Raw genomic sequence first — 19,465 nt, 5'->3', positions numbered from 1 at the left:
CCCACCTCTTCCCATTCCGAACAGAGAAGTTAAGCCCACTTGCGCCGATGGTACTGCAATGCAATGCGGGAGAGTAGGTAGCCGCCCTTTTTCACGAAGAGCCTTGGTCACGACAGTGACTGAGGCTTTTTTCGTTGGTACATGTGCCATATTTTGGGCAATGAAGAAGATGATTATTGGTAATCATCCGAAACAAGCGTAACCATTCGAAACAAGCGTAACCATTCGAAACAAGCGTAACCATTCGAAACTATTGCTGTCCGCTAAAACTTTTTTTGAGCATATAAAAATTAGGGCTGGATTCCTCGCTTGGAATTCAGCCCTTTTAGTTACCTTTGTTTCTTGTTGTAAATTTCAATTCAAGTAACTATGAACAAAGGTACACATTTTAGCGGACAGCCGATGTATGGTCAGCTAATAAATTTGCTCAACAAGGAAGAAATTCTCAAATTCAGCCGCGAGCATAATGGTGAACGCTACGTAAAGCGCTTTGATGCCTACCAGCATATGGCCATAATGCTTTACGCTGTCATCAGAAAATTCGACACATTGCGCGAGATTACTGATTCTATGTTTCCTGAAGCGCGCAAGCTCGCCCATTTGGGCATAAGGACGATGCCAAGGCGCAGCACTTTGTCTGATGCCAACGCCCGCAGGCCTGAGGCTGTGTTTGAGGCCACGTACCGCAGCCTGTACGCCCGATACAAGGACGAACTTTCCTCGGACATCCGAAAACGGCGGATGCCTGCATGGTTCAACCGCCTGCAGATTATCGACTCCACGACAATAAGCCTTTTTTCCAACCTCATTTTCAAAGGCGTAGGCAGGCATCCCAAGACCGGGAAAAAGAAGGGTAGCATAAAAGTGCACACCAATATCCACGCTAACGAGTTCGTGCCGTCTGACATCAAGTTCACGTCAGCCGCAACCAATGGCAGCTTTATGCTGAAGCCCGCGAATTATAACGATGGAGATATCATTGCCATGGACAGGGCCTACATAGACTATGCCAGGTTTGAGGAACTGACCAATCGTGGTGTCACATACGTGACAAAAATTAAGAAGAATCTTGTATATGATACTCTTTCTGACACAATGTACATGTTGCCGTGTGGCCTCATGGAGTGTAGAGTCCAGGTCGTGGAGTTCAGGAAACATATAAAGGGCGGAGAGAATATCAAACACAAGGCCCGTATTGTCACCTATGTCGATCCTGCGAAGAAAAAGGCGAAAGTCATATCGTTGCTCACCAACGACATGACCATGGAGGTGGAAGACATCATTGACATATACCGCCAAAGATGGGAAATAGAGTTGCTGTTAAAGCAGTTGAAACAAAAATTCCCGCTTAAATACTTCTATGGGGAGAGCGCCAACGCCATCAAGATACAGATTTGGGTCACCCTAATAGCCAATCTCCTTCTGATGGTCATAAAAAAGCGCATCAAACCCTCTTGGAGCTTTTCTGAGAATCATGCTCATGTATTATGTGAACTGCTATACTTTCCTTGAGGAACCAGAAAAAGACTGGGCAAAAATGGTTCAGGAGGCTCTGGAAACACCCCCTGAACCAAGCATTTTCAGAGGACTTCGGGAGGGGATTTGTGCTCTTTAGAGTTTTAGCGGACAGCAATAATATAGAATGAAGAGTTGATGTTTGACTTATCTCTTAAAAACCAAGTGATAACCTATGCCTCTATAGAGTTGGCTGTTAGAAGAATGAGCGCTTCTGGTTTCAGAAACTGTTCTTTGGATGAATAAAGTGCACTATATCGTCATTTGGTCGGGCGTTTTTTTACCAATTGCTTTGCGTTTTTTAGGCAATTATAGACATGTTGGCTAAGAATCATTGATTTATATGTATAACCAACTTGCTTTAGTGGGCTTTTGGGTGTAATTTTGCAATGTTTCAATAAGGCATAGTATTATGATAGATTTCTTCAAATTCAAGTTGTTCATTTCTCTCGTCAACTACTTCACTACTAAGGATTTTACTATATGTTCTAGCAGTCAATAGGTGCTGTTGACTATAGAGCTGTTAAAATTGGAATGGCAGCATAAGATATATATGAAATTCTCTTGTTACAAGAAAACTGCTGTGTTTTTGAATATTTTAAAGGGATACTAATGATAGTAAGTCATTTCGAACACGGATGGTAGCGTGAATTATTCTTTTTGAAGGCTGAAATAATGGTTGCTGGTATGTATTTTCATAATTCACGATTTGAATTCAGGAAATACGCGTGTCTGGAGAATGACAGTGTATGCCATCGAAAGATATGTTCTATGTAGTGTTATATAACCGTTATTATTTAGGTTGGTCCTTTGCGATGTGTTATGGCTTAAGTAGTGGTTAGACAAAAGGGACCAACCTCTTGGTAAACCTTGTTAGTTTAGAATTTTGGCACTGTATTGCCTTTTTTCGAAGCAATCGGAAACGTAGTTCTAAGTACCATTAGAAAGATGATGAATGCGGCTTCTTTTTGCAGGATTCCAGTTGCTTTCGAACGGACAAGGACAAAAGATAGGGCTGAATTCCAAGCGCGGAATCCAACCCTATCATTAATGTATATGAACTTTAATCAGTAACTTATAGCCTAAAGCGATGATATTGGTGTGTTAGTAGCAGTTTGTTATATCAGTTATATTGCTACTATTGATGGGGATATGGATATCTGGTTTAACGTTTATGTTATCGTCGTTTCCCCCTCCAGTATTATCTCCTTTGAACAGTGTGGAGTTTATTATTATGCACGTGTTTTTGGAAATAGGTACGTCTTCGTATTGGATGCTTTTGACGGTTGATTTGTCTTTATCCAGAGCTTTAATGGTTAGTTTTACCTCTCCATTCTCGTCTCGTGGGAATGTGTATATATTAAATTCTGAATTTTTGCCAATCATATCATCGGTTACATTGCGGTATTCCGTCTGTCGAGAGTTGACTGACCCATATCCGGATAAACTGCTATAGGTTGAGCTTCCACCCGTGTAATAGAATTCCATCTGCTTCACCTCTTTGGGCATGGGATCGGGTATGGTAACACGTATGTTGGCCACAATACGTTCAAGTTCAACAGAAATAGTCTTATCTGATTCTACATCAATGTTGGTAGAATAGGCAAATGTGTCTGTAATTTTGTTGTCTTTGAACTTGATTTTTTCTTCTGACTCAACGCTGATATTGCCCAGTCCATTATGTGCAATAATCACTAAATGATATTGTCCATCTTCTATAGTAAGCGTAGGGGAGCCAAAGTCTTTGTCGGTGATACCTTGGTGCCTTATGGAATATAGTTTACCATTATTACTGAAAACACAATAGCTGATGCGTGTGCAAACTTGCTTCAGGTCAGTCAAATCATCAATTGTTGTGATATTGACTTTGACCTTTCGGCCATTTTGGATTTCTGTTCCAGGAGAGTCCTCTCCATTATTGGGGATATTTGCTTTTTCGCATCCAGCTAAAAAGAGCAACGAACATACAATCAGTATTTTTTGTGTTACCCAAGCATATATAAAAGAGGGTGGCTTGTTCATTTCGGCGGTTTTATAGTTGATAAACTGGTAGTAATGGTAGATAAGATAGTAGAAAAATAGGATAATGAACAAAAAAACCGCTTAGAACAATGTTCCAAGCGGCCATTTCCTTTAGTTCGTGCTAATTACTCAGCAACTACACTATCAGCAACTGCTGTATCAGCAACAACTGAGTCAACTACTGCAGTGTCAGAGTCTGCGTTAGCAACGGGCTCAGCAGTTTTGTTACCACAAGATGCGAAAGAGATAGCAGCGATAGCTACGAACATCAAAACTAATTTCTTCATTTTCTTTGCTTTTTAAATCTGTAAAACAATCATTTGTTTATTAAAACATTGCAAAGGTACATATTTTTTCAATAGGTTGTTCATCTTTTTGAGTTTTTTTTTAGTGTTAATTGTAACTTTTTTGAAAACGACTGAAATACAATTTATTACAAACTGTGAAATAAGGTTAATTTTCTGCGAGTTGATTCATATCATCTAAAAAACCTTCTTTTGGAGCTGAAAAATGTGGTCTCGGTTACTGGATTATTGGCCAGTGTTTTGTATACAATCATTAAAATTGATGCCAAATCAGTCAAATAGCTCTAAAGTTTTTGCTAACTTTGCATTATAATTAATTAATATGATAGATACATCTGCATTCCAAGGGAAAAAGGCAGCTTACTATACTTTAGGTTGTAAGTTGAATTTTTCCGAAACGTCCACCTTTGCAAAGACGCTTGAAGCTATGGGTGTCGGTACTGTTGAAAAAGGTGAGCGTGCCGACATATGTCTCGTTAATACCTGTTCGGTTACAGATGTTGCCGATCGTAAGTGCCGTTCTATAATTCGTCGCATGGTAAGGGAACATCCTCATGCATTTGTGATTGTGACGGGGTGTTATGCCCAGCTTGAATCTCAAAAGGTTGCCAATATTGATGGGGTGGATTTGGTCTTGGGCAGTAATGAGAAGGCAAACCTTGTGCAGTTCTTATCCGATGCATGGAGTAACCGGACGGATGGTGCACATTTACATATATATCATTCTGTCAAAACCAAGGATATCAAAACATTCCAGCCTTCCTGTTCGCGAGGAAACAGAACTCGCTATTTCTTGAAAGTCCAGGATGGTTGCAGTTATTTCTGTACGTATTGTACTATACCTTATGCCCGTGGTTTTTCGCGTAATCCTTCTATCGAATCTTTGGTGGAGCAGGCACGGCAGGCAGCTGACGAAGGTGGAAAGGAAATTGTGCTTACGGGTGTTAATATTGGTGATTTCGGAGCCACCACGAAAGAGCGATTTATCGATTTGGTAAAGGCCCTGGATAAAATCGAGGGTATCAAGCGATACCGTATCAGCAGCTTGGAACCCGATTTGCTGGACGATGAACTGATAGAGTATTGTGCACAAAGTCGTGCTTTCATGCCGCATTTTCACATACCTCTTCAGAGTGGCTCTGATCATGTATTGCGTCTGATGCATCGTCGTTATGACAAAGCACTTTTTGCTCATAAAATCAATCTTATCAAGCGACTTATGCCTGATGCCTTTATAGGTGTAGATGTGATGGTCGGATGTCGTGGAGAACATCCTGAACATTTTGAAGAGTGTTATGATTTTCTTGATGGATTGGATGTCACTCAGCTGCATGTATTCCCATATTCTGAACGCCCAGGAACTTCAGCGCTTTCGATTCCCTATGTGGTCGATGATGCTGAAAAGAAAAAGCGGTGTAACAGACTCTTGGCGCTGAGCGATAGCAAAACCATCGACTTCTATAGCCGAAACATCGGTAAGGAAGTTGATGTATTGTTTGAGAAATCTACTCGTGGCAGATTCATGCATGGTTTTACAGAAAACTATATTCGTGTAGAGCTATCCCCCAAAGATGCTAAAACGGAATATGACAACCAGATTCTGCGTGTGAGATTGGGTGATTTCAACCACGACAAATCAGCTCTAAAGGCGGAATTGATATGAAAATAGCCATTGTTATATTGAATTGGAATGGGCGGGATATGCTGAAACGCTTCTTGCCCATATTGCAGTCCAATCTTATCGCCGATAGTGTTGTCTTTGTGGCAGACAATGCTTCGAGTGACGATTCGCTTCAGCTGTTGAATAGCGATTTTCCAGATGTGCGTGTTATCGAATTGGATAAGAATTATGGTTTCGCTGACGGATATAACAAAGCTCTGCAGCAGATTGATGCTGAGTATTATCTCTTGCTGAATTCGGATGTCGAAGTGACGTCTGATTGGATTGAGCCGATGTTGTGGTTTATGGAAGCAAATCATGATGTGGCAGCATGCCAGCCTAAAATTCTCTCTATCTCCGATCGTCATAGTTTCGAGTATGCGGGTGCTTGTGGCGGATTCATTGATAAGTATGGTTATCCCTATTGTCGTGGCCGCATATTTGATACGATAGAGTATGACAAGGGCCAATATGACAATCCTATGGAAATCCAATGGACAACAGGGGCCTGTATGCTTATTAGAAGCTCGGACTACTGGGCTGTAGGCGGCTTGGATGGTCGCTTCTTTGCCCATAGTGAGGAAATCGATATGTGTTGGCGCCTGCGATTGATGGGACGCAAATTGTATTGTATTCCACAGAGCAAGGTGTTCCATGTAGGTGGTGGCACTCTGAATAAAAGCAATCCCAGAAAGACATTCTTGAATTTCCGCAACAACCTTACGATGCTTTATAAGAATTTGCCCGACAAGGACTTAAGACATGTTATGGCTGTCAGATGGTGGCTTGATTACCTTGCTGCATTCCAAATGTTGATACTTAATCGTAGCTGGGGTGACTTCAAGGCTGTAGTTAAAGCTCGTCGTGCTTTTCACAAATGGAAGAAACAATTTCTTTCCGAACGTCAGGAAATTCAGCTTCGACAGGAAAGCGCTCCGGATGTCCAGGTGAGATCTTCTTATAGTATCTTGTGGCAGTATTATTTTCATCGTAAAAAAGAGTTTAGTAGATTGCATCCTTCTGTCAGCAAAGGAACAAAGCAGTTTCCTAATGTTGTTCTGCTACCACAAATAGAGGCGCTCCTTAATGAGGGGCATACGGTTACGCTACAATTAAGGGGTTACAGTATGCGCCCGTTCCTTGAAGACAATCGAGATAAGGCTTTGCTCATTAAGGCTTGTCATATTGCCGTTGGCGATGCAGTCTTGGCCAGGCTTCCGCAAGGAGGTTATGTCTTACATCGTATAGTAAAAATCAAAGGAGATGAAATAACCCTGCTGGGTGATGGCAATCTGGTGCCGGAACATTGCAAACGCAGTGATATCATTGGTTTTGCAGTCGGCTTCTATCGCAAAGGGCGCTCTGCCATCGACAAGACGAATGGCATCAAGTGGGGGCTGTATTCCATTATATGGATGCTGCTCAGACCATGTCGAAGATATCTGTTGGCTTTCTATCGGCGTGTTTGGTTGAAAATGTTTAAACCCATTTAAGAATAATTGCATATGAGAACAAAGAAAGGATTCAAGCTCCGCGAAGTATGTGGAGAGAAGATATTGCTGGCGGAAGGCGTAGAGAATATTGACTTTAGTGATATCATCAGTATGAATGCCAGTTCGGCATATCTCTGGGAACAGGTAGACGGAAAAGACTTCACGGTAGAGGAGATGGCCCGACTGCTCACGGAACAATATGAGGTTGAAGAAACTGTGGCGTTGGAAGATGCCAAGGAACTGGCCAATCAATGGTTCAAATGTGGTATCATTGAGATTTAACGCAATCAATGCCTTGGCTTTGAACTGACTGCCAGACAATAATAATGCCCGTTACAAGCGTTGAACGATGTAACGGGCATTTGTTGTCTATTGTCAGTGGTAATACTGTTACTTGAGATTGGTGATGAAGAAGTTGGCAATCTGTCTCATTAAGTGATTGCGCGTATTTCCACCATATATACTGTGATTGCGGTTGGTGTACAACAGTTCGGAGAAATCTTTGTCGGCTTCTATCAGCGATTCTGTGTATTCAAATGTATTCTGTGGGTGAACGTTGTCGTCGGCCAGTCCATGGCAAATCAGCAATTTTCCGTTAAGTTTGTTGGCCCATCCTATAGGTGAGTTGTCATAACCCTGCGGATTCTCTTTGGGAGTACGCATATAACGCTCGGTATAGATGGTGTCATAATATCTCCAGTCTGTAGGAGGTGCGACAGCTACGCCGGCATAGAAGACATTGCGGCCTTCACTCATACTCATGAGGGTGTTAAAACCTCCGAAGCTCCATCCCCAAATGCCTATGTGCTGTTTGTCGATATAGGTTTGGTTGCCTAACCAAAGCGCAGTTTCTACCTGGTCCTTTGATTCAAGGACGCCCATCTGTTGGTAAATGCATTTTTCAAATTTGGCTCCTCGACCACCAGTGCCTCTGCCATCTACGCATACTACAATAAAACCTTGCTGAACAAGATATTGGTCAAATGCTCCGCCGTTGCCTAATGAACCGGCTTTCCAAGAATCAACCACTTGCTGGCTGCCTGGGCCACTGTATTGGAACAGGATAACGGGATACTTGTGAGATGGGTCGAAATTGTTCGGTTTTAACATCCATCCATCCAGAGATATTCCTTCAGAAGTAGTGAATGTAAATGGCTCTCGTTTGCTCCATCCATATTCTGCCATTTTGACCTTTAGCTTGCTGTTGTCGAGCAGCACGGACAAAACCTTGCCTTTCTGTGAACGCAATGTGAATGTATAAGGTGTGTTGTAGTTGCTCCATGTATTGATAAAGAACTGATAGTCGCCAGAGAAGATAGCGCTGTTCCATCCTTCCTGGTCGGTCAGTCTTTCTACTTTGCCGTTTTTATGAGAAACAAATACTTGGCGGTCGTGTGGATTTAATGCAGCTGCTTGATAATAAACATCTCCATTCTCCTCATTATATCCATATATGGAAGTAATGTCATGTTTGCCGTCACCGATTTTTCTTATCATTGTACCATTCTGATTGTAAAGGTAAATCTGCATATAACCGTCACGATCACTTGGCAAGAGGATAGTGCTCCGCCCAATGATAATATCTGCCATGGCCTGTTCTTGTATATAGCAATCTGCTTTTTCTTTAATAAGCAGCTGGGCTGTAGTGCTCCTCGGATTGACGGCATACAAATTCAGTTCATCCTGATGACGATTCATGGTGTATACAATTATCCGATGAGGGTCGTTGGTCATCTTTATTCTTGGCATGTAGCTGTCATTATCTGAAGGAACGTTAAGTCTCTTGGTTTGTCTGCTCTTTATGTCAAAGCTCCATGCACTGACAACAGAATTGTCTTCTCCGGCTTTAGGATATTTATATGAATATTCACCAGGATAGGTGCTATATTCATTACGAGTAGGATGTTTGCCCTTGAACATTTGCAGAGAGTATGATTTCACCTTGCTTTCATCGTATTTTATCCAGCAAAGCATAGTTCCATCCCCGTTAAAGCAGAAAGAGCGATTGTTGCCAAATTCTTCTTCGTTGACCCAGTCGGGGATACCATTGATGGTCTCGTTAAATTTGCCATCTTTTGTGACCTGGCTCTCCGCATTGTCGTATAGTAGCTTGATGAGGAACAGATTGTTGTCGCGGACGAAAGCAATCTGGTTCCCGTCTGGCGACCATAGGGGAACTTGCTGCTTGCCGCCGTCGGAAAGACGCTCCAGTTTTGTGGATTTTATCGTATAGATATAATAGTCTGCCTTGAAAGAGTGGCGGTACATTTTCTCGGTATTTGTCTGTATGAGGAATTTGTCACCCTTGGGCGATAAAATGTATCCGTCGAACTTTGTTATCTTTTCGCCTATGGTCTTGTTGACATCAAAAAGAACGGCCGTTTGTTTGCCGGTCTTAAATGAGTTTTGTATAATCTGTTTGCCATCATCGCTGATGCGTGCATACTGGTCTGTACCAGGTATGGGGTCAATTCCTTGGATGATCTTTGCGGAAAAGTATCCGGATGCAATGGTTTTGATGTCCATCTTTTTTGAAGCGGTCAGTTCTGTACAGGTCAATGCAAGAACTGCAAGTATTAATAATTGTTTTCTCATATTGGTGATTATATGTATATGACTATATGCAAAGTTACAAAATCTTCGTTATTATCAGTCCGAAATTGTTGTTTTTTTGTAATTTTGCATACTATGCAGCAGGCTTATAATGATTTCGGCGCTTGGATACGCCGCCGCTTCCCGTTTAGGGTTCAGAAAATATCGGTTGATGCAGGTTTCTCTTGTCCTAATCGGGATGGGAAGATTTCGCGTGGAGGTTGTACATTTTGTGACAACCATACATTTAACCCATCATATTGCAATAGCCGTAAAAGTATAACAGAACAGTTGGAGGAGGGGAAAGCATTCTTTGCTCGTAAGTATCCGGATATGAAATACCTCGCATATTTCCAAGCCTATTCCAACACATATGCTCCTGTGCCAAGGCTTAAGCAACTGTATGAGGAGGCTCTGAGTGACGAGGATGTGGTGGGTATTGTGATAGGAACTCGTCCGGATTGTTTGTCGCCAGAGATTTTGGACTATCTGGAAGAACTGAATAGGCGAACCTTCGTAATCGTTGAATTGGGAGTGGAGAGTGCTAATGACGAGACGCTACTGCTGGTCAACCGGGGGCATACCTTTGCAGATAGCGTCAATGCCATAGAAGCCGTGCATCGTCGGGGAATTCTTGTAGGTGTTCACATTATACTTGGACTGCCAGGGGAAGATAGGGAAGAAATCTTGCGACAAGCCTCCGTGATATCTGACTTGCCTCTGGATATCCTCAAACTGCATCAGTTGCAGATTATCAAAGGTACATGTATGGCGCGACAATACTCAGAGGCTCCTTTTCATCTTTTCAGTGTCGAAGAATATATCGAATTGATAGGAGAGTACTTGCCATTACTGCGCAAAGATATAGTTCTGGAGCGCTTTCTTAGCCAGTCACCTGGCGAGATGCTTCTGGCCCCAAAATGGGGATTGAAGAATCATGAGTTTGTACATCTTCTTAACAAATATCTCGAGAAGAACAACATTTGTCAAGGAAGCAAGGTGGTGTAATCATCCTGACTGAGCAGTTGCTCGACAGTTCTGCTTCTGTGCTTGCGCATATAATTGTCAATCAGCAGCACATATTTCGTTTGGAAGATTTTCCGCTCGAGCGCCTTGTTCGTAATCCACATGATTTTTGCGATGTGTAAATCTCTTTCAAGCTGAGTGCGCTTGTCTATATTTGACAGGGGATAAAAACTGAGCAGGTAGAAAACCATTGCATCCGGTACAATGTATGCGCGGGTCATGCTTGTACGTTGTTGGTATGAATAGTACTTTTTGTACAATGGGTAGTTGATACCAAGATATTTGTCCAGACAGATACCGATACTCTTGTTGCCAATGATGACACTTTGGTCCAAAGCGCCTATTTGGGCGTAGACCTTGGGAAGTGGTATGTTGGGCAGGCTTTTACGTAGTCTGGAAAAACTCTTGCTGAAATCCTTGTTCAAGTCATCCATATCAGCAAACTCGGCTTCGGTGTCAGATATGAGAATCTGCAGTGTGGAGTCTTGGTAAAATCTTAGGTATTTGGAACTTATGTCAGGCTCAACCACCTCGCCAATCTGCAATACTTTTTCTATGAGAGTACGTGTCTCTACAGGGTATTCTGTGTTCATTTCCTGCAAGGCAGAATAATCACCGGTCGTGAGATACCGGCTTTGCAATCTGTCATATCTGGCAATCGTGATGTTGCCCTTTTGAAGGTCATCTTCAAAAGGTTTAATCTTTGGTTCGCATGAAACGAAGAGCAAAGCTGACAGTAATATGGTGGCGATACGGTTTCTCACTTGCTAATTCTCCCTTATTCACTTGCAAAAATAGTAAAAAAATGAATAAAACCAAAGGCAATGTATAAAAAATATAAAAAGCAGCCCAATAAATCTGCATATTTATTAAAAACCGTTATACTTCTGCGTGGTAAGTATGCCACGATTTATGCTAAGTGCGCGAAATGGTCTTGTTACAGATAACGGCAGCCTCTTTGTTGGGCAGGCAATGCAATATATAGAATGGCGTTTTTTCTATTACCTGGGTAATATTTTTTATAATGTCATCGTAGATATTCTCATCCCACCTGATGCTTGAGCATGCTGGGATAAAGTTTACCAGTGCATCTATAGGGGATAATCGGTCTATGCTGTTTTGCGGTGCACGGTCAATTTGAGTTATTGCTCCTAAATGGGCTTTGATATTGCGGTAGCATGGAGTCTTGCCACTCCAAGGACTTCCATAGATTACGGGAACGTTGTCTATAATTCTGATAATGGGGTTATCGTCATTCATCAGGTCGCAGTTTGGAAGGTGTTTGAGCCACATGCTGACCTGTGTGCTCTTTCCGGTACCGCTTTTAGCGATAAATGCATATCCATAACCGTTTTGCCTTACCAGGGATGCGTGTATTAATAAGGTGTTATATTTGCAACTGGCAAAAGCATAAGCAATCATGATGGCATTGTTCAGACCGAAACTACGCATGTCATAGTTGCCGTTGAGTGCGCACTGGCAGACGGAAAACTCTTTGTTGGCAATCAATAGGCAACAACTATTTCCATTAATGTCTTTGATGATAAACTGGTGTCTTCCATCATTTGTCTGGTCAACTATGATGTTGCCATTGCCAGTGTCAATGGTCTTTATGCGTACCCGTTCACTTTTTGCAATGGGTGCGGTCTTGTCATCTATGGTAAGCTCAAAGAGGTTGTCCTCTTTGGAGGGTTCGGCAATCTCAAATGGAGAAAAAGAGGGTAGTAGAGACAAATTATTAAGCCCATCCTCTTTGAAGATGAGCTTAATAGTCAGCTCGGCTATCGAGAACCAGTAGTTGCTGTTCATAGTTCGGGAAGTCGTACTTTATTTATCCTTTTTCTTGTTCTTCTTTGCTTTCTTTGTCTTCTTGGTTGGGCTTTCGGCCTGTTGCTCTTCGTCTGATTCTATTGCCTTGAATTGGAACTCGTTGGCGCCTACATATTTCAGTTCGTATTTCCCGTTCTTGGCATACTTCTTCTTGAGCTTGGTAAACTGCTTCTCTATATTCTTGAGTTTGGCATCAAAGAAAATTACGCACACTCTCGCAGGCATTCCTTGGTCCGAAAGGTGCTGACTCAACTGTTTTGAATATAAGTCCCGGTTCTCCAGAAAATGGCTTTTGTGCTCGATAGTTACATCTTTAACCAACTGTATATCTGTAAAATATACCGTTGAATCATTAAATGATGCCGAAAAACCAAATGCATAAATGTCACTCTTCTTGTTGGCAGCGCTTACATTACCTGAAACAATTGCGCATATCAGAATAAGTGTAATGGTAATAATTTTGTTCATTGTTCTTTCTTTTATCTTCCTAAATAACTCTTTAGAAGTTTACTCTTTGTATTATTTCTTAATTTACGTATAGCCTTTTCTTTGACTTGTCTTACCCTTTCACGAGTCAGCCCACACTTTGTGGCGATTTCTTCAAGGGTCTGTTCTGCTTGATTGATGCCAAAAAATGATTTGATGATGATGCGCTCCCTGTCATTGAGAACACTCAATGCTCTGCAAATCTCTTCTCTTAGAGATTCCGCAACCAGTTCATTGTCTGCTTCTGCACCCTCATCACTTGCAATAACGTCAAGTAGGCTGTTGTCTTCGTCGTCATTTATTGGGGCATCAACCGAAACGTGTCTTCTGGTTGCCTTGAAGGCATCTTCGATTTTATCTTCCGGCATATTCAGCTCATCGGCCATTTCATTGAGACTCGGACGGCGCTCGTGCTCTTGTTCGAAAACGCTGGATGCGTGGGATATTTTATTGACGGCTCCAACTTGATTGAGCGGGAGCTTTATCATATTGCTCTTTTCGGCTATTGCCTGCAGTATACTTTGTCTAATCCACCACACAGCATACGAAATGAACTTGAAGCCTCGGGTTTCGTCAAATTTTTCGGCAGCCTTGATGAGTCCCACATTGCCTTCATTGATAAGGTCGGGGAGACTCAGTCCCTGGTTCTGGTATTGTTTGGCCACAGAAACGACGAATCTTAGATTGGCTTTGGTGAGCTTTTCCAATGCTTTATGATCGCCCTTTTTGATGCGCTGAGCCAGCTCGACCTCCTCTTCAACCGTTAGCAATTCCTCACGGCCGATTTCTTGCAGATACCTGTCAAACGAGGCGTTCTCGCGGCTTGTTATTGATTTTGTGATTTTCAGTTGTCTCATAAAGCTATTGTTTGTCACTTTTCTGCAAATGTAGTATTTTTGCTTTATATATGCAAGTATTTTCGTTTTTATTTAACAAAATGGACGCAACTCTGAGCTTGTCTGGCTTGGAGTTGCGTCCATTATACTCGTTGGTAACTGAATTGTTATATATCCTAATTTACTTCTATTGCAAAGTAGTCACGTTTGCCAGTGGGCCATATACCTTTTATATATAGTACGGGGTCCTTGCTTGTCGATGCCTTCTTGACAGTCTCTTGCAGGTCGTTGATGGCCTTTATGGGAGTGTCATTGGCCTGAAGGATAATGAATCCTTTTTCAATTCCCTTCTTCTTCAGCGGACCATCGGTCACCTTGATTACTTCGAGACCATAGTTGATGCCAAGTTGTTCCTTTGTATCTTTGTTGACCGGTGCAAACGAACCGCCCAATACATCCAAGTCAGCAGTCTTTACCACTTTGGTTGTACCTTGCGCATTCTTGAGAGTGACGGTCTTGGTCACTTTCTTCTTCTTGTGAATGTAGGTTACGCTGAGCTTGTCGCCAGGACGCTTGTTGGCCATATGCTCCTGGAGTTCAGCCATCTTGCCAATCTTCTTTCCATCGATACTTATGATGACATCGCCTTCCTCAAGTCCGGCTTCGGCGCCAGCGCCGTCGGGATCCACCTTAGACACATAGACACCTTCGTTTGTGCCGAAATCAGCATCTTTGCCACTGTCTTTGAGCGCGTTGATCTGGTTCAGCAGGTCGCCACCGGTGATTCCGAGATATGCACGCTGAACGGTTCCATATTCTTTCAAGTCGCTTACCACTTTGTTCATGATGGTGGTAGGTATGGCAAAACCATAACCAGTAAACGAACCTGTCTGAGAATATAGCATGGCATTGATACCGACCAATTCTCCCTTGGTATTGACCAGGGCGCCGCCGGAATTACCGGGATTGATGGCCGCATCGGTCTGTATGAAACTCTCCACGCCATTCTGCTGGGCATACAGCGAGCGTGCCTTGGCGCTTACGATACCTGCTGTCACAGTATTGTTCAATCCATAGGGATTACCTACGGCTATCACCCATTCTCCCACCTTCAGCTTGTCGGAATCGCCAATGGGGAGGGTGGGTAAATCCTTGCCGTTGACCTTAATCAGTGCCAGGTCGGTAGAGGGGTCAGTGCCGATGATGCGTGCCGAGAACTCGCGGTTGTCATTCAGGGTCACAGTCAGTTCGTCGGCTCCGTTAACTACATGATTGTTGGTAACGATGTAGCCGTCGGAAGAGATGATGACACCAGAACCGGTAGCTTGCTTCTTAGGGGTTTGGATCTGCTGCTTGCGCTTGCCCCCGTTGCCCTGGCCGAATCCGAAGAAATCGCCAAAGAAATCATCGAATGGAGAGCTTGGAACTTCCACCGTCTGCACCTTGGAGTTCTGCACATATTTTATATGTACTACCGCCGGCAATGATTTCTCGGCGGCATAAGTTAAATCTACCGGCTGACCAGCAATGGCTACACTGGCAGGTGTGGCATAGGCTTTGATGAAAGAGCCAGCAGAGAGAGCTATGGCAACAATGCTCAAGGCCCCAAAAAGATACTTTGAATACGTTTTCATACTCGTTTGTTTTTAATCTTATGTTTATTTTGTTCTTTCTTTTGGTTGAGGTTGTCAATCCTCTTTGTAATTATATCTGCAAATATACTCCCAAAGTTTGTGAAACTGCCATTTTGGCAGTCCGCTTTATTTCAATTTAACACTTTTATTTGCCCACTTAACGGCTATTAAGCGCCATCATCACGATTTTTACATCTTTTTATTATCCTTGTCAATGCTGTTTTTGGAGGGCTGGAGCATAAGAATGGCAAGCTATTTGGCTGATAAACGAGGTAAAAAGTGATTTTTTTGAAGTATAGTTGTGGTTTTTCATGAAAAAAATCTAATTTTGCAGAAAGAAAGGCAGTTTCCCGGCCCTGCCGCTGGCTCTCTTGCGAGGGCGAGAGGAAAGTCCGGGCAACGCAGAGCGCTCCACTTCCGAAAATAGAAGCTATTGGTGACAGTAGGGGAAAGTAGAAGAAAATAACCACCATGATACTATATGTTGTTTTGACAGCGTATGTGTCGGGAAAGGGTGAGAAGGTAGTGTAAGAGACTACCAGTCGGCGGGTGATCGTCGAGCTGTACTTCCTGGAGGTTGCAAGTTCATGTAAACCGTCGTCTGAAAGCTGCTCGCTTGATGTCTTTGACAACGGCGGAGGGTAGAATGCTTGAGCTGTGAGGTGACTTGCAGACTAGATAAATGACAGGGCTCCACTTGTGGATACAGAACCCGGCTTATCAGGAAACTGCCTTTCTTTTAATCTTTAGATTTATTACTGATAAAACGAACATTGATATGGCAAATATCGAACTTCCCGATTTCATGAGCTATAAGGACAAGTTTTCGAATAGCAAGTTTGTTGAAAAGATTCAGCGCGTGGCCAAGCGTGCCGGTGCCAAGTTGGTTTACGTGGCATTGATTTTGTTTTATACCTTGCAGAGCGATAAGGTGTCGCTCAAAGACAAGGCAATGATTGTCGGCGCGCTCGGATACCTTATTTCTCCTTTGGATGTGGTGCCCGACGCGATCCCTATAGCAGGATTGGGCGACGACCTCGTTGTGTTGCTCTATGTGCTTCATAAGATTTGGGGCGAAGTGTCCGAGGATGTCAAGGACAAGGCTAAGGCCAAGCTGGCTACCTGGTTTGACGGAGATGAAACCTCGAAGATTAACGACCTGTTCCGCGACGACCCCACAGATACTCCTGTATAGAATTATTTCAAACATCCATAGCCACAAGCCGTTTCCATGCTTGTGGCTTTTTTCTGTCCCTACGTTTGGAGTGGCATTTCGGCAAGGGCCATACCTTGTCCTTTTGACTGTAAGCCAACCTATCTGGCGTCGCTTATCTTGTCGATGGTTTTTCTTATGGGCAGATTATAGTTATTTGCAAGTTTTGAAACGGATGATTCGAACCTTGCAATGAACAGATCTAAGTCTGCAAAGAATAAATCAAGTCTTGCAATATAGATTTGTGTGATTATGGCCGTCTTTGACGGGTGGGAGAGTTGTTTCCACTCCTTGGGTGGTTTTTGGTCCATGGATTGTTGCTTCGATATGGGGCTGTTGATATCCAGGATGGCACGGACTGTTGGCGTATGAGGGCCTTGGGGAAAAATAAAACTCCTTATATGTGAATAAGGAGTTGTCTTGTGCTTGTCTGATAAAAGTGGTGTTGTGGCCTATCTTTATGGCATGCTGTCTTGGGGTGCTTCTGGCATGGCCGTAACTGTGAGCGGAATGGGGGAGTATGGTGGCCTTGTCATTTGGTAGTAACTGGCAGCTTGGCCTTAATCCATCCCAAATATCCCGAATCAAGTTCTATCACTTTGTAACCATGACCGGCTAATATCCGTGCGGCGGTTTTGCTGCGCTTTCCGCTGCGGCAGTTGACGGCAATGGTCTGACCTTTGGGCAACTGCTTAAGGGCTTGTTTCTCAAAATCGTCTTTGAGCACATCGATATTGATGGCATGTGCAATGTGGCCTTCGGCAAATTCGGCTGCAGTCCGCACATCCAATCTCACAATAGACGTGTCGGCAATGGCTGTTGCAAATTCTTCTGCGGGTAAACTGCGGAAGGTGCCGTTCTGGGCTTTACATCCCAACAGGCAGCATAGCATGGTCAGGAGTGTCATATATCTGTTCATCATTAATTATAGATAAATATGCGGCGACTATCTCTGTTGAAATAGTCGCCGCTAATGGTAGGTCTTTAATCGTGGTGGCAACTATGTGTTACTTCTCCTTCAGCAGGCTGGTGCTGCGGACGCAACAAGTCGTTGACGGTCTTTACGGGGTTGAATGTGTCGAGTGGGACTTCCACAAAAATTGTGTTCCAATCGCTCATAGCTCCATTCCAAAGGCCAGGCAATTCCAGTGCTTTCAGTTCGCGGCCGCCCTTACTCTTGCTGCTGATGAAGCCGGTGTTGTGGTCAACGTAGTCGGGCAGATGGAAGTGGTTGCCTTTATAGTCGCGGGTGGCACAAACCAAGTCAACTGGGTTGAAATGTGTACCCTCGGTAAACATCTTGACATACTCGGGGTTGGACTTGTCTATCTGGCTCGATTCCAATATCTGTAAACTTACGGTGCCGTCTTGGTTGTAAGCCAGGAAAGGACCACCACCAGGCTCGCCTACATTCTTGACTACTCCGCAGACGCGCATCGGGCGGTTGAGTTTGCTTCTCAGATAACTTACCAGTTCTGCATCTTCGAGTTCCTTGATATCGGCACGGCGGCAGCAAAGGTCGCGCTGTACAAAGCGGATGATTTCCTCAAGGTCCTTATGATTGTAGTTGCCGCTGTCGAGCAACTCAAGATATTCAAAAGCCCGCTTCTGGTTTTCAACCAGTACACCAGCCAATACATTTTTATAAAGTACGGTGTCGCCTTTGAGGCGGTCAGGCACAACATTGTCTATATTCTTGATGAATACAACATCGGCGTCAATGTCGTTGAGGTTTTCGATGAGCGCACCATGTCCGCCCGGACGGAAAAGCAATGATCCGTCATCGTTGCGGAATGGGGTGTTGTCTGTATTGACCGCAATGGTATCTGTCGATGGCTTCTGCTCAGAGAATGATACATTAATCTTTATGTCATACTTGGCTTCGTACTTTGCAATGCAATCTTCTACTTTTTTGCGGAAGAGCGGTAGGTGCTCGTGGCTGACGGTGAAATGGACATTGGCCTCGTCATTGCTTGCTGCATAGAGTGCGGCCTCAACCAGATGTTCTTCCATAGGTGTGCGAGCGCCGTCGGCATAGGCGTGGAACAAAAGCAATCCTTTGGGCAGTTGTCCATAATTCAGTCCCTTTTCCTCCAACAGATTGGCAACGACATCTTTATATTTCTCCTCCTTGAGCAGGGCACGTACACCCTTGCCATTATTCTTCTTGCATTGGTCGCACAGGGATTCACGGAAAGCAAAGTGGGGAATGTTGTCAAAGAACTTGTGTTCAAACTCAGTGGTAGGAGTGTCATATTCGGCAGTAAGGAATCCGAAAAGGTCCTTAAACATGCGGCTGGCTGCACCGGATGCGGGCACAAATTTAACTACACGATGTCCGTGAGCCTTGTATTCGTCCCAAGATTCAATGGCATGCTGGCGTTCTACCTCGTCAAGGGCAAGAATGCCTTTTTCGATAGAGGCTGCGGCTTCTAATTTAAGAAATGGAAAGCCCTTCTCAAACTGGTGAAGTTGCCCCATTACTTTTTCTTCGCTTATCCCTCTCTGGGATATCTGGTTAAGATCTGTTTGTGTTAGCATTATCTTTGATATTTTAATAATCCTTAATTCCGCAACACTATAATTTAACTTTATTTATAAGTTCCTGAGCAACAAAAAGTTGCCCAGGATTTTGCCATGTCAGAATTTTCACTTATCTTAGTGTTGCAAAAAGAAAACAAGCAAAACTCTAATATGACATGGCAAAAATACAAATTAAATCTGAGAAACTCACACCTTTTGGAGGAATTTTTTCAATCATGGAGAAATTTGACTCCATGCTTTCACCCGTTATCGACTCAACACTGGGTCAGAGATGCAGCAGTATCTTCGGATATCAGTTCAGCGAGATAG

The 19,465-nt window shown here is 43.3% G+C and carries 15 protein-coding genes, 1 rRNA gene, 1 other RNA gene and 2 pseudogenes; 9 read left to right on the top strand and 10 right to left on the bottom strand.

Annotated features, from left to right (window positions below):
* Both rrf and CIK95_RS10600 read left to right on the top strand, forming a co-directional pair.
* Positions 1 to 90 (top strand): 5S ribosomal RNA (rrf, locus tag CIK95_RS10605); the annotation flags it as partial.
* Between the two features lie 279 nt (positions 91 to 369).
* Positions 370 to 1,615: pseudogene (locus tag CIK95_RS10600) on the top strand (IS4 family transposase).
* Between the two features lie 1,004 nt (positions 1,616 to 2,619).
* Here the strand turns inward: CIK95_RS10600 and CIK95_RS10595 are convergent.
* Both CIK95_RS10595 and CIK95_RS13320 read right to left on the bottom strand, forming a co-directional pair.
* On the bottom strand, positions 2,620 to 3,537 hold the full coding sequence (locus CIK95_RS10595; protein ID WP_022311524.1) for a FimB/Mfa2 family fimbrial subunit: 918 nt from the start codon (positions 3,535 to 3,537) through the stop codon (positions 2,620 to 2,622).
* A gap of 125 nt (positions 3,538 to 3,662) precedes the next feature.
* Entirely contained in the window at positions 3,663 to 3,824 is a 162-nt protein-coding gene (locus CIK95_RS13320; protein ID WP_173823503.1) for a hypothetical protein, read from the bottom strand.
* A gap of 340 nt (positions 3,825 to 4,164) precedes the next feature.
* Here CIK95_RS13320 and mtaB point away from each other — a divergent pair, with 340 nt between their 5' ends.
* From mtaB to CIK95_RS10580, 3 genes are read left to right on the top strand one after another with little or no spacing between them, the layout of a single operon-like run.
* Positions 4,165 to 5,505: a tRNA (N(6)-L-threonylcarbamoyladenosine(37)-C(2))-methylthiotransferase MtaB gene (gene mtaB / locus CIK95_RS10590; RefSeq protein ID WP_094421409.1), complete on the top strand. Its 1,341-nt coding sequence runs from the start codon at positions 4,165 to 4,167 to the stop codon at positions 5,503 to 5,505.
* Positions 5,502 to 6,995 carry a glycosyltransferase gene (locus CIK95_RS10585; RefSeq protein ID WP_022311522.1) on the top strand — a complete coding sequence of 498 codons (1,494 nt, stop codon included), beginning with the start codon at positions 5,502 to 5,504 and terminating at the stop codon, positions 6,993 to 6,995. The genes mtaB and CIK95_RS10585 overlap by 4 nt, the downstream gene beginning before the upstream one ends.
* 12 nt (positions 6,996 to 7,007) lie before the next feature.
* A complete protein-coding gene (locus tag CIK95_RS10580) occupies positions 7,008 to 7,277 on the top strand; it encodes a PqqD family protein (protein ID WP_022311521.1) in 270 nt (89 codons plus the stop codon).
* Positions 7,278 to 7,385: 108 nt separating this feature from the next.
* On the opposite strand, the gene CIK95_RS10575 is transcribed toward CIK95_RS10580, so the two are convergent.
* Complete coding sequence (locus tag CIK95_RS10575; RefSeq protein WP_094387453.1) at positions 7,386 to 9,590, bottom strand: S9 family peptidase; 2,205 nt, start codon at positions 9,588 to 9,590, stop codon at positions 7,386 to 7,388.
* Positions 9,591 to 9,683: 93 nt separating this feature from the next.
* Between CIK95_RS10575 and CIK95_RS10570 the strand changes: the two genes are divergently transcribed.
* On the top strand, positions 9,684 to 10,595 hold the full coding sequence (locus CIK95_RS10570; protein WP_094387454.1) for a TIGR01212 family radical SAM protein: 912 nt from the start codon (positions 9,684 to 9,686) through the stop codon (positions 10,593 to 10,595).
* Here CIK95_RS10570 and CIK95_RS10565 read toward each other — a convergent pair.
* From CIK95_RS10565 to CIK95_RS10545, 5 genes are all read right to left on the bottom strand, one after another.
* Positions 10,574 to 11,377 carry a gldB family lipoprotein gene (locus CIK95_RS10565; RefSeq protein ID WP_022311518.1) on the bottom strand — a complete coding sequence of 268 codons (804 nt, stop codon included), beginning with the start codon at positions 11,375 to 11,377 and terminating at the stop codon, positions 10,574 to 10,576. The genes CIK95_RS10570 and CIK95_RS10565 overlap by 22 nt on opposite strands.
* A 151-nt stretch (positions 11,378 to 11,528) precedes the next feature.
* Positions 11,529 to 12,422: a hypothetical protein gene (locus tag CIK95_RS10560; protein WP_022311516.1), complete on the bottom strand. Its 894-nt coding sequence runs from the start codon at positions 12,420 to 12,422 to the stop codon at positions 11,529 to 11,531.
* Positions 12,423 to 12,440: 18 nt separating this feature from the next.
* Positions 12,441 to 12,911, bottom strand: a complete 471-nt coding sequence (locus tag CIK95_RS10555; protein ID WP_022311515.1) for a hypothetical protein — start codon at positions 12,909 to 12,911, stop codon at positions 12,441 to 12,443.
* 11 nt (positions 12,912 to 12,922) lie between these two features.
* Positions 12,923 to 13,786 (bottom strand): RNA polymerase sigma factor RpoD/SigA, encoded by an 864-nt coding sequence (locus tag CIK95_RS10550; protein WP_094421403.1) that lies wholly within the window; start codon positions 13,784 to 13,786, stop codon positions 12,923 to 12,925.
* 155 nt (positions 13,787 to 13,941) lie between these two features.
* The gene (locus CIK95_RS10545) at positions 13,942 to 15,399 is read right to left on the bottom strand and encodes a Do family serine endopeptidase (RefSeq protein ID WP_022311513.1); all 1,458 of its coding nucleotides are present in this window, start codon (positions 15,397 to 15,399) and stop codon (positions 13,942 to 13,944) included.
* Positions 15,400 to 15,741: 342 nt separating this feature from the next.
* Between CIK95_RS10545 and rnpB the strand changes: the two genes are divergently transcribed.
* Both rnpB and CIK95_RS10535 read left to right on the top strand, forming a co-directional pair.
* Positions 15,742 to 16,135: RNase P RNA component class A (rnpB, locus tag CIK95_RS10540), an RNA gene on the top strand.
* Between the two features lie 51 nt (positions 16,136 to 16,186).
* On the top strand, positions 16,187 to 16,594 hold the full coding sequence (locus tag CIK95_RS10535; protein ID WP_094387478.1) for a YkvA family protein: 408 nt from the start codon (positions 16,187 to 16,189) through the stop codon (positions 16,592 to 16,594).
* Between the two features lie 550 nt (positions 16,595 to 17,144).
* On the opposite strand, the gene CIK95_RS10525 is transcribed toward CIK95_RS10535, so the two are convergent.
* Positions 17,145 to 17,534, bottom strand: coding sequence for a rhodanese-like domain-containing protein (locus CIK95_RS10525; RefSeq protein WP_254046042.1), 390 nt, complete (start codon positions 17,532 to 17,534; stop codon positions 17,145 to 17,147).
* A gap of 62 nt (positions 17,535 to 17,596) precedes the next feature.
* Positions 17,597 to 19,153 (bottom strand): DUF4301 family protein, encoded by a 1,557-nt coding sequence (locus CIK95_RS10520; RefSeq protein ID WP_094387457.1) that lies wholly within the window; start codon positions 19,151 to 19,153, stop codon positions 17,597 to 17,599.
* 158 nt (positions 19,154 to 19,311) lie between these two features.
* On the opposite strand from CIK95_RS10520, the pseudogene CIK95_RS12925 reads away from it, so the two are divergent.
* Positions 19,312 to 19,465, top strand: a pseudogene (locus tag CIK95_RS12925) (IS1380 family transposase); the annotation flags it as partial.

The organism is Prevotella sp. P5-108 (genome assembly GCF_002251385.1).
GTDB lineage: Bacteria > Bacteroidota > Bacteroidia > Bacteroidales > Bacteroidaceae > Prevotella.
Note: the sequence above shows the minus strand (reverse complement) of the source record. Positions and strands in the feature narration are given on the sequence as shown.

Bases quoted from the DNA above. Each gene is read 5' to 3' on its own strand.
- CIK95_RS10595 (WP_022311524.1), bottom strand. From the start codon at position 3,537: ATGAACAAGCCACCCTCTTTTATATATGCTTGGGTAACACAAAAAATA.
- CIK95_RS13320 (WP_173823503.1), bottom strand. From the start codon at position 3,824: ATGAAGAAATTAGTTTTGATGTTCGTAGCTATCGCTGCTATCTCTTTC.
- mtaB (WP_094421409.1), top strand. From the start codon at position 4,165: ATGATAGATACATCTGCATTCCAAGGGAAAAAGGCAGCTTACTATACT.
- CIK95_RS10585 (WP_022311522.1), top strand. From the start codon at position 5,502: ATGAAAATAGCCATTGTTATATTGAATTGGAATGGGCGGGATATGCTG.
- CIK95_RS10580 (WP_022311521.1), top strand. From the start codon at position 7,008: ATGAGAACAAAGAAAGGATTCAAGCTCCGCGAAGTATGTGGAGAGAAG.
- CIK95_RS10575 (WP_094387453.1), bottom strand. From the start codon at position 9,590: ATGAGAAAACAATTATTAATACTTGCAGTTCTTGCATTGACCTGTACA.
- CIK95_RS10570 (WP_094387454.1), top strand. From the start codon at position 9,684: ATGCAGCAGGCTTATAATGATTTCGGCGCTTGGATACGCCGCCGCTTC.
- CIK95_RS10560 (WP_022311516.1), bottom strand. From the start codon at position 12,422: ATGAACAGCAACTACTGGTTCTCGATAGCCGAGCTGACTATTAAGCTC.
- CIK95_RS10555 (WP_022311515.1), bottom strand. From the start codon at position 12,911: ATGAACAAAATTATTACCATTACACTTATTCTGATATGCGCAATTGTT.
- CIK95_RS10550 (WP_094421403.1), bottom strand. From the start codon at position 13,786: ATGAGACAACTGAAAATCACAAAATCAATAACAAGCCGCGAGAACGCC.
- CIK95_RS10545 (WP_022311513.1), bottom strand. From the start codon at position 15,399: ATGAAAACGTATTCAAAGTATCTTTTTGGGGCCTTGAGCATTGTTGCC.
- CIK95_RS10525 (WP_254046042.1), bottom strand. From the start codon at position 17,534: ATGATGAACAGATATATGACACTCCTGACCATGCTATGCTGCCTGTTG.
- CIK95_RS10520 (WP_094387457.1), bottom strand. From the start codon at position 19,153: ATGCTAACACAAACAGATCTTAACCAGATATCCCAGAGAGGGATAAGC.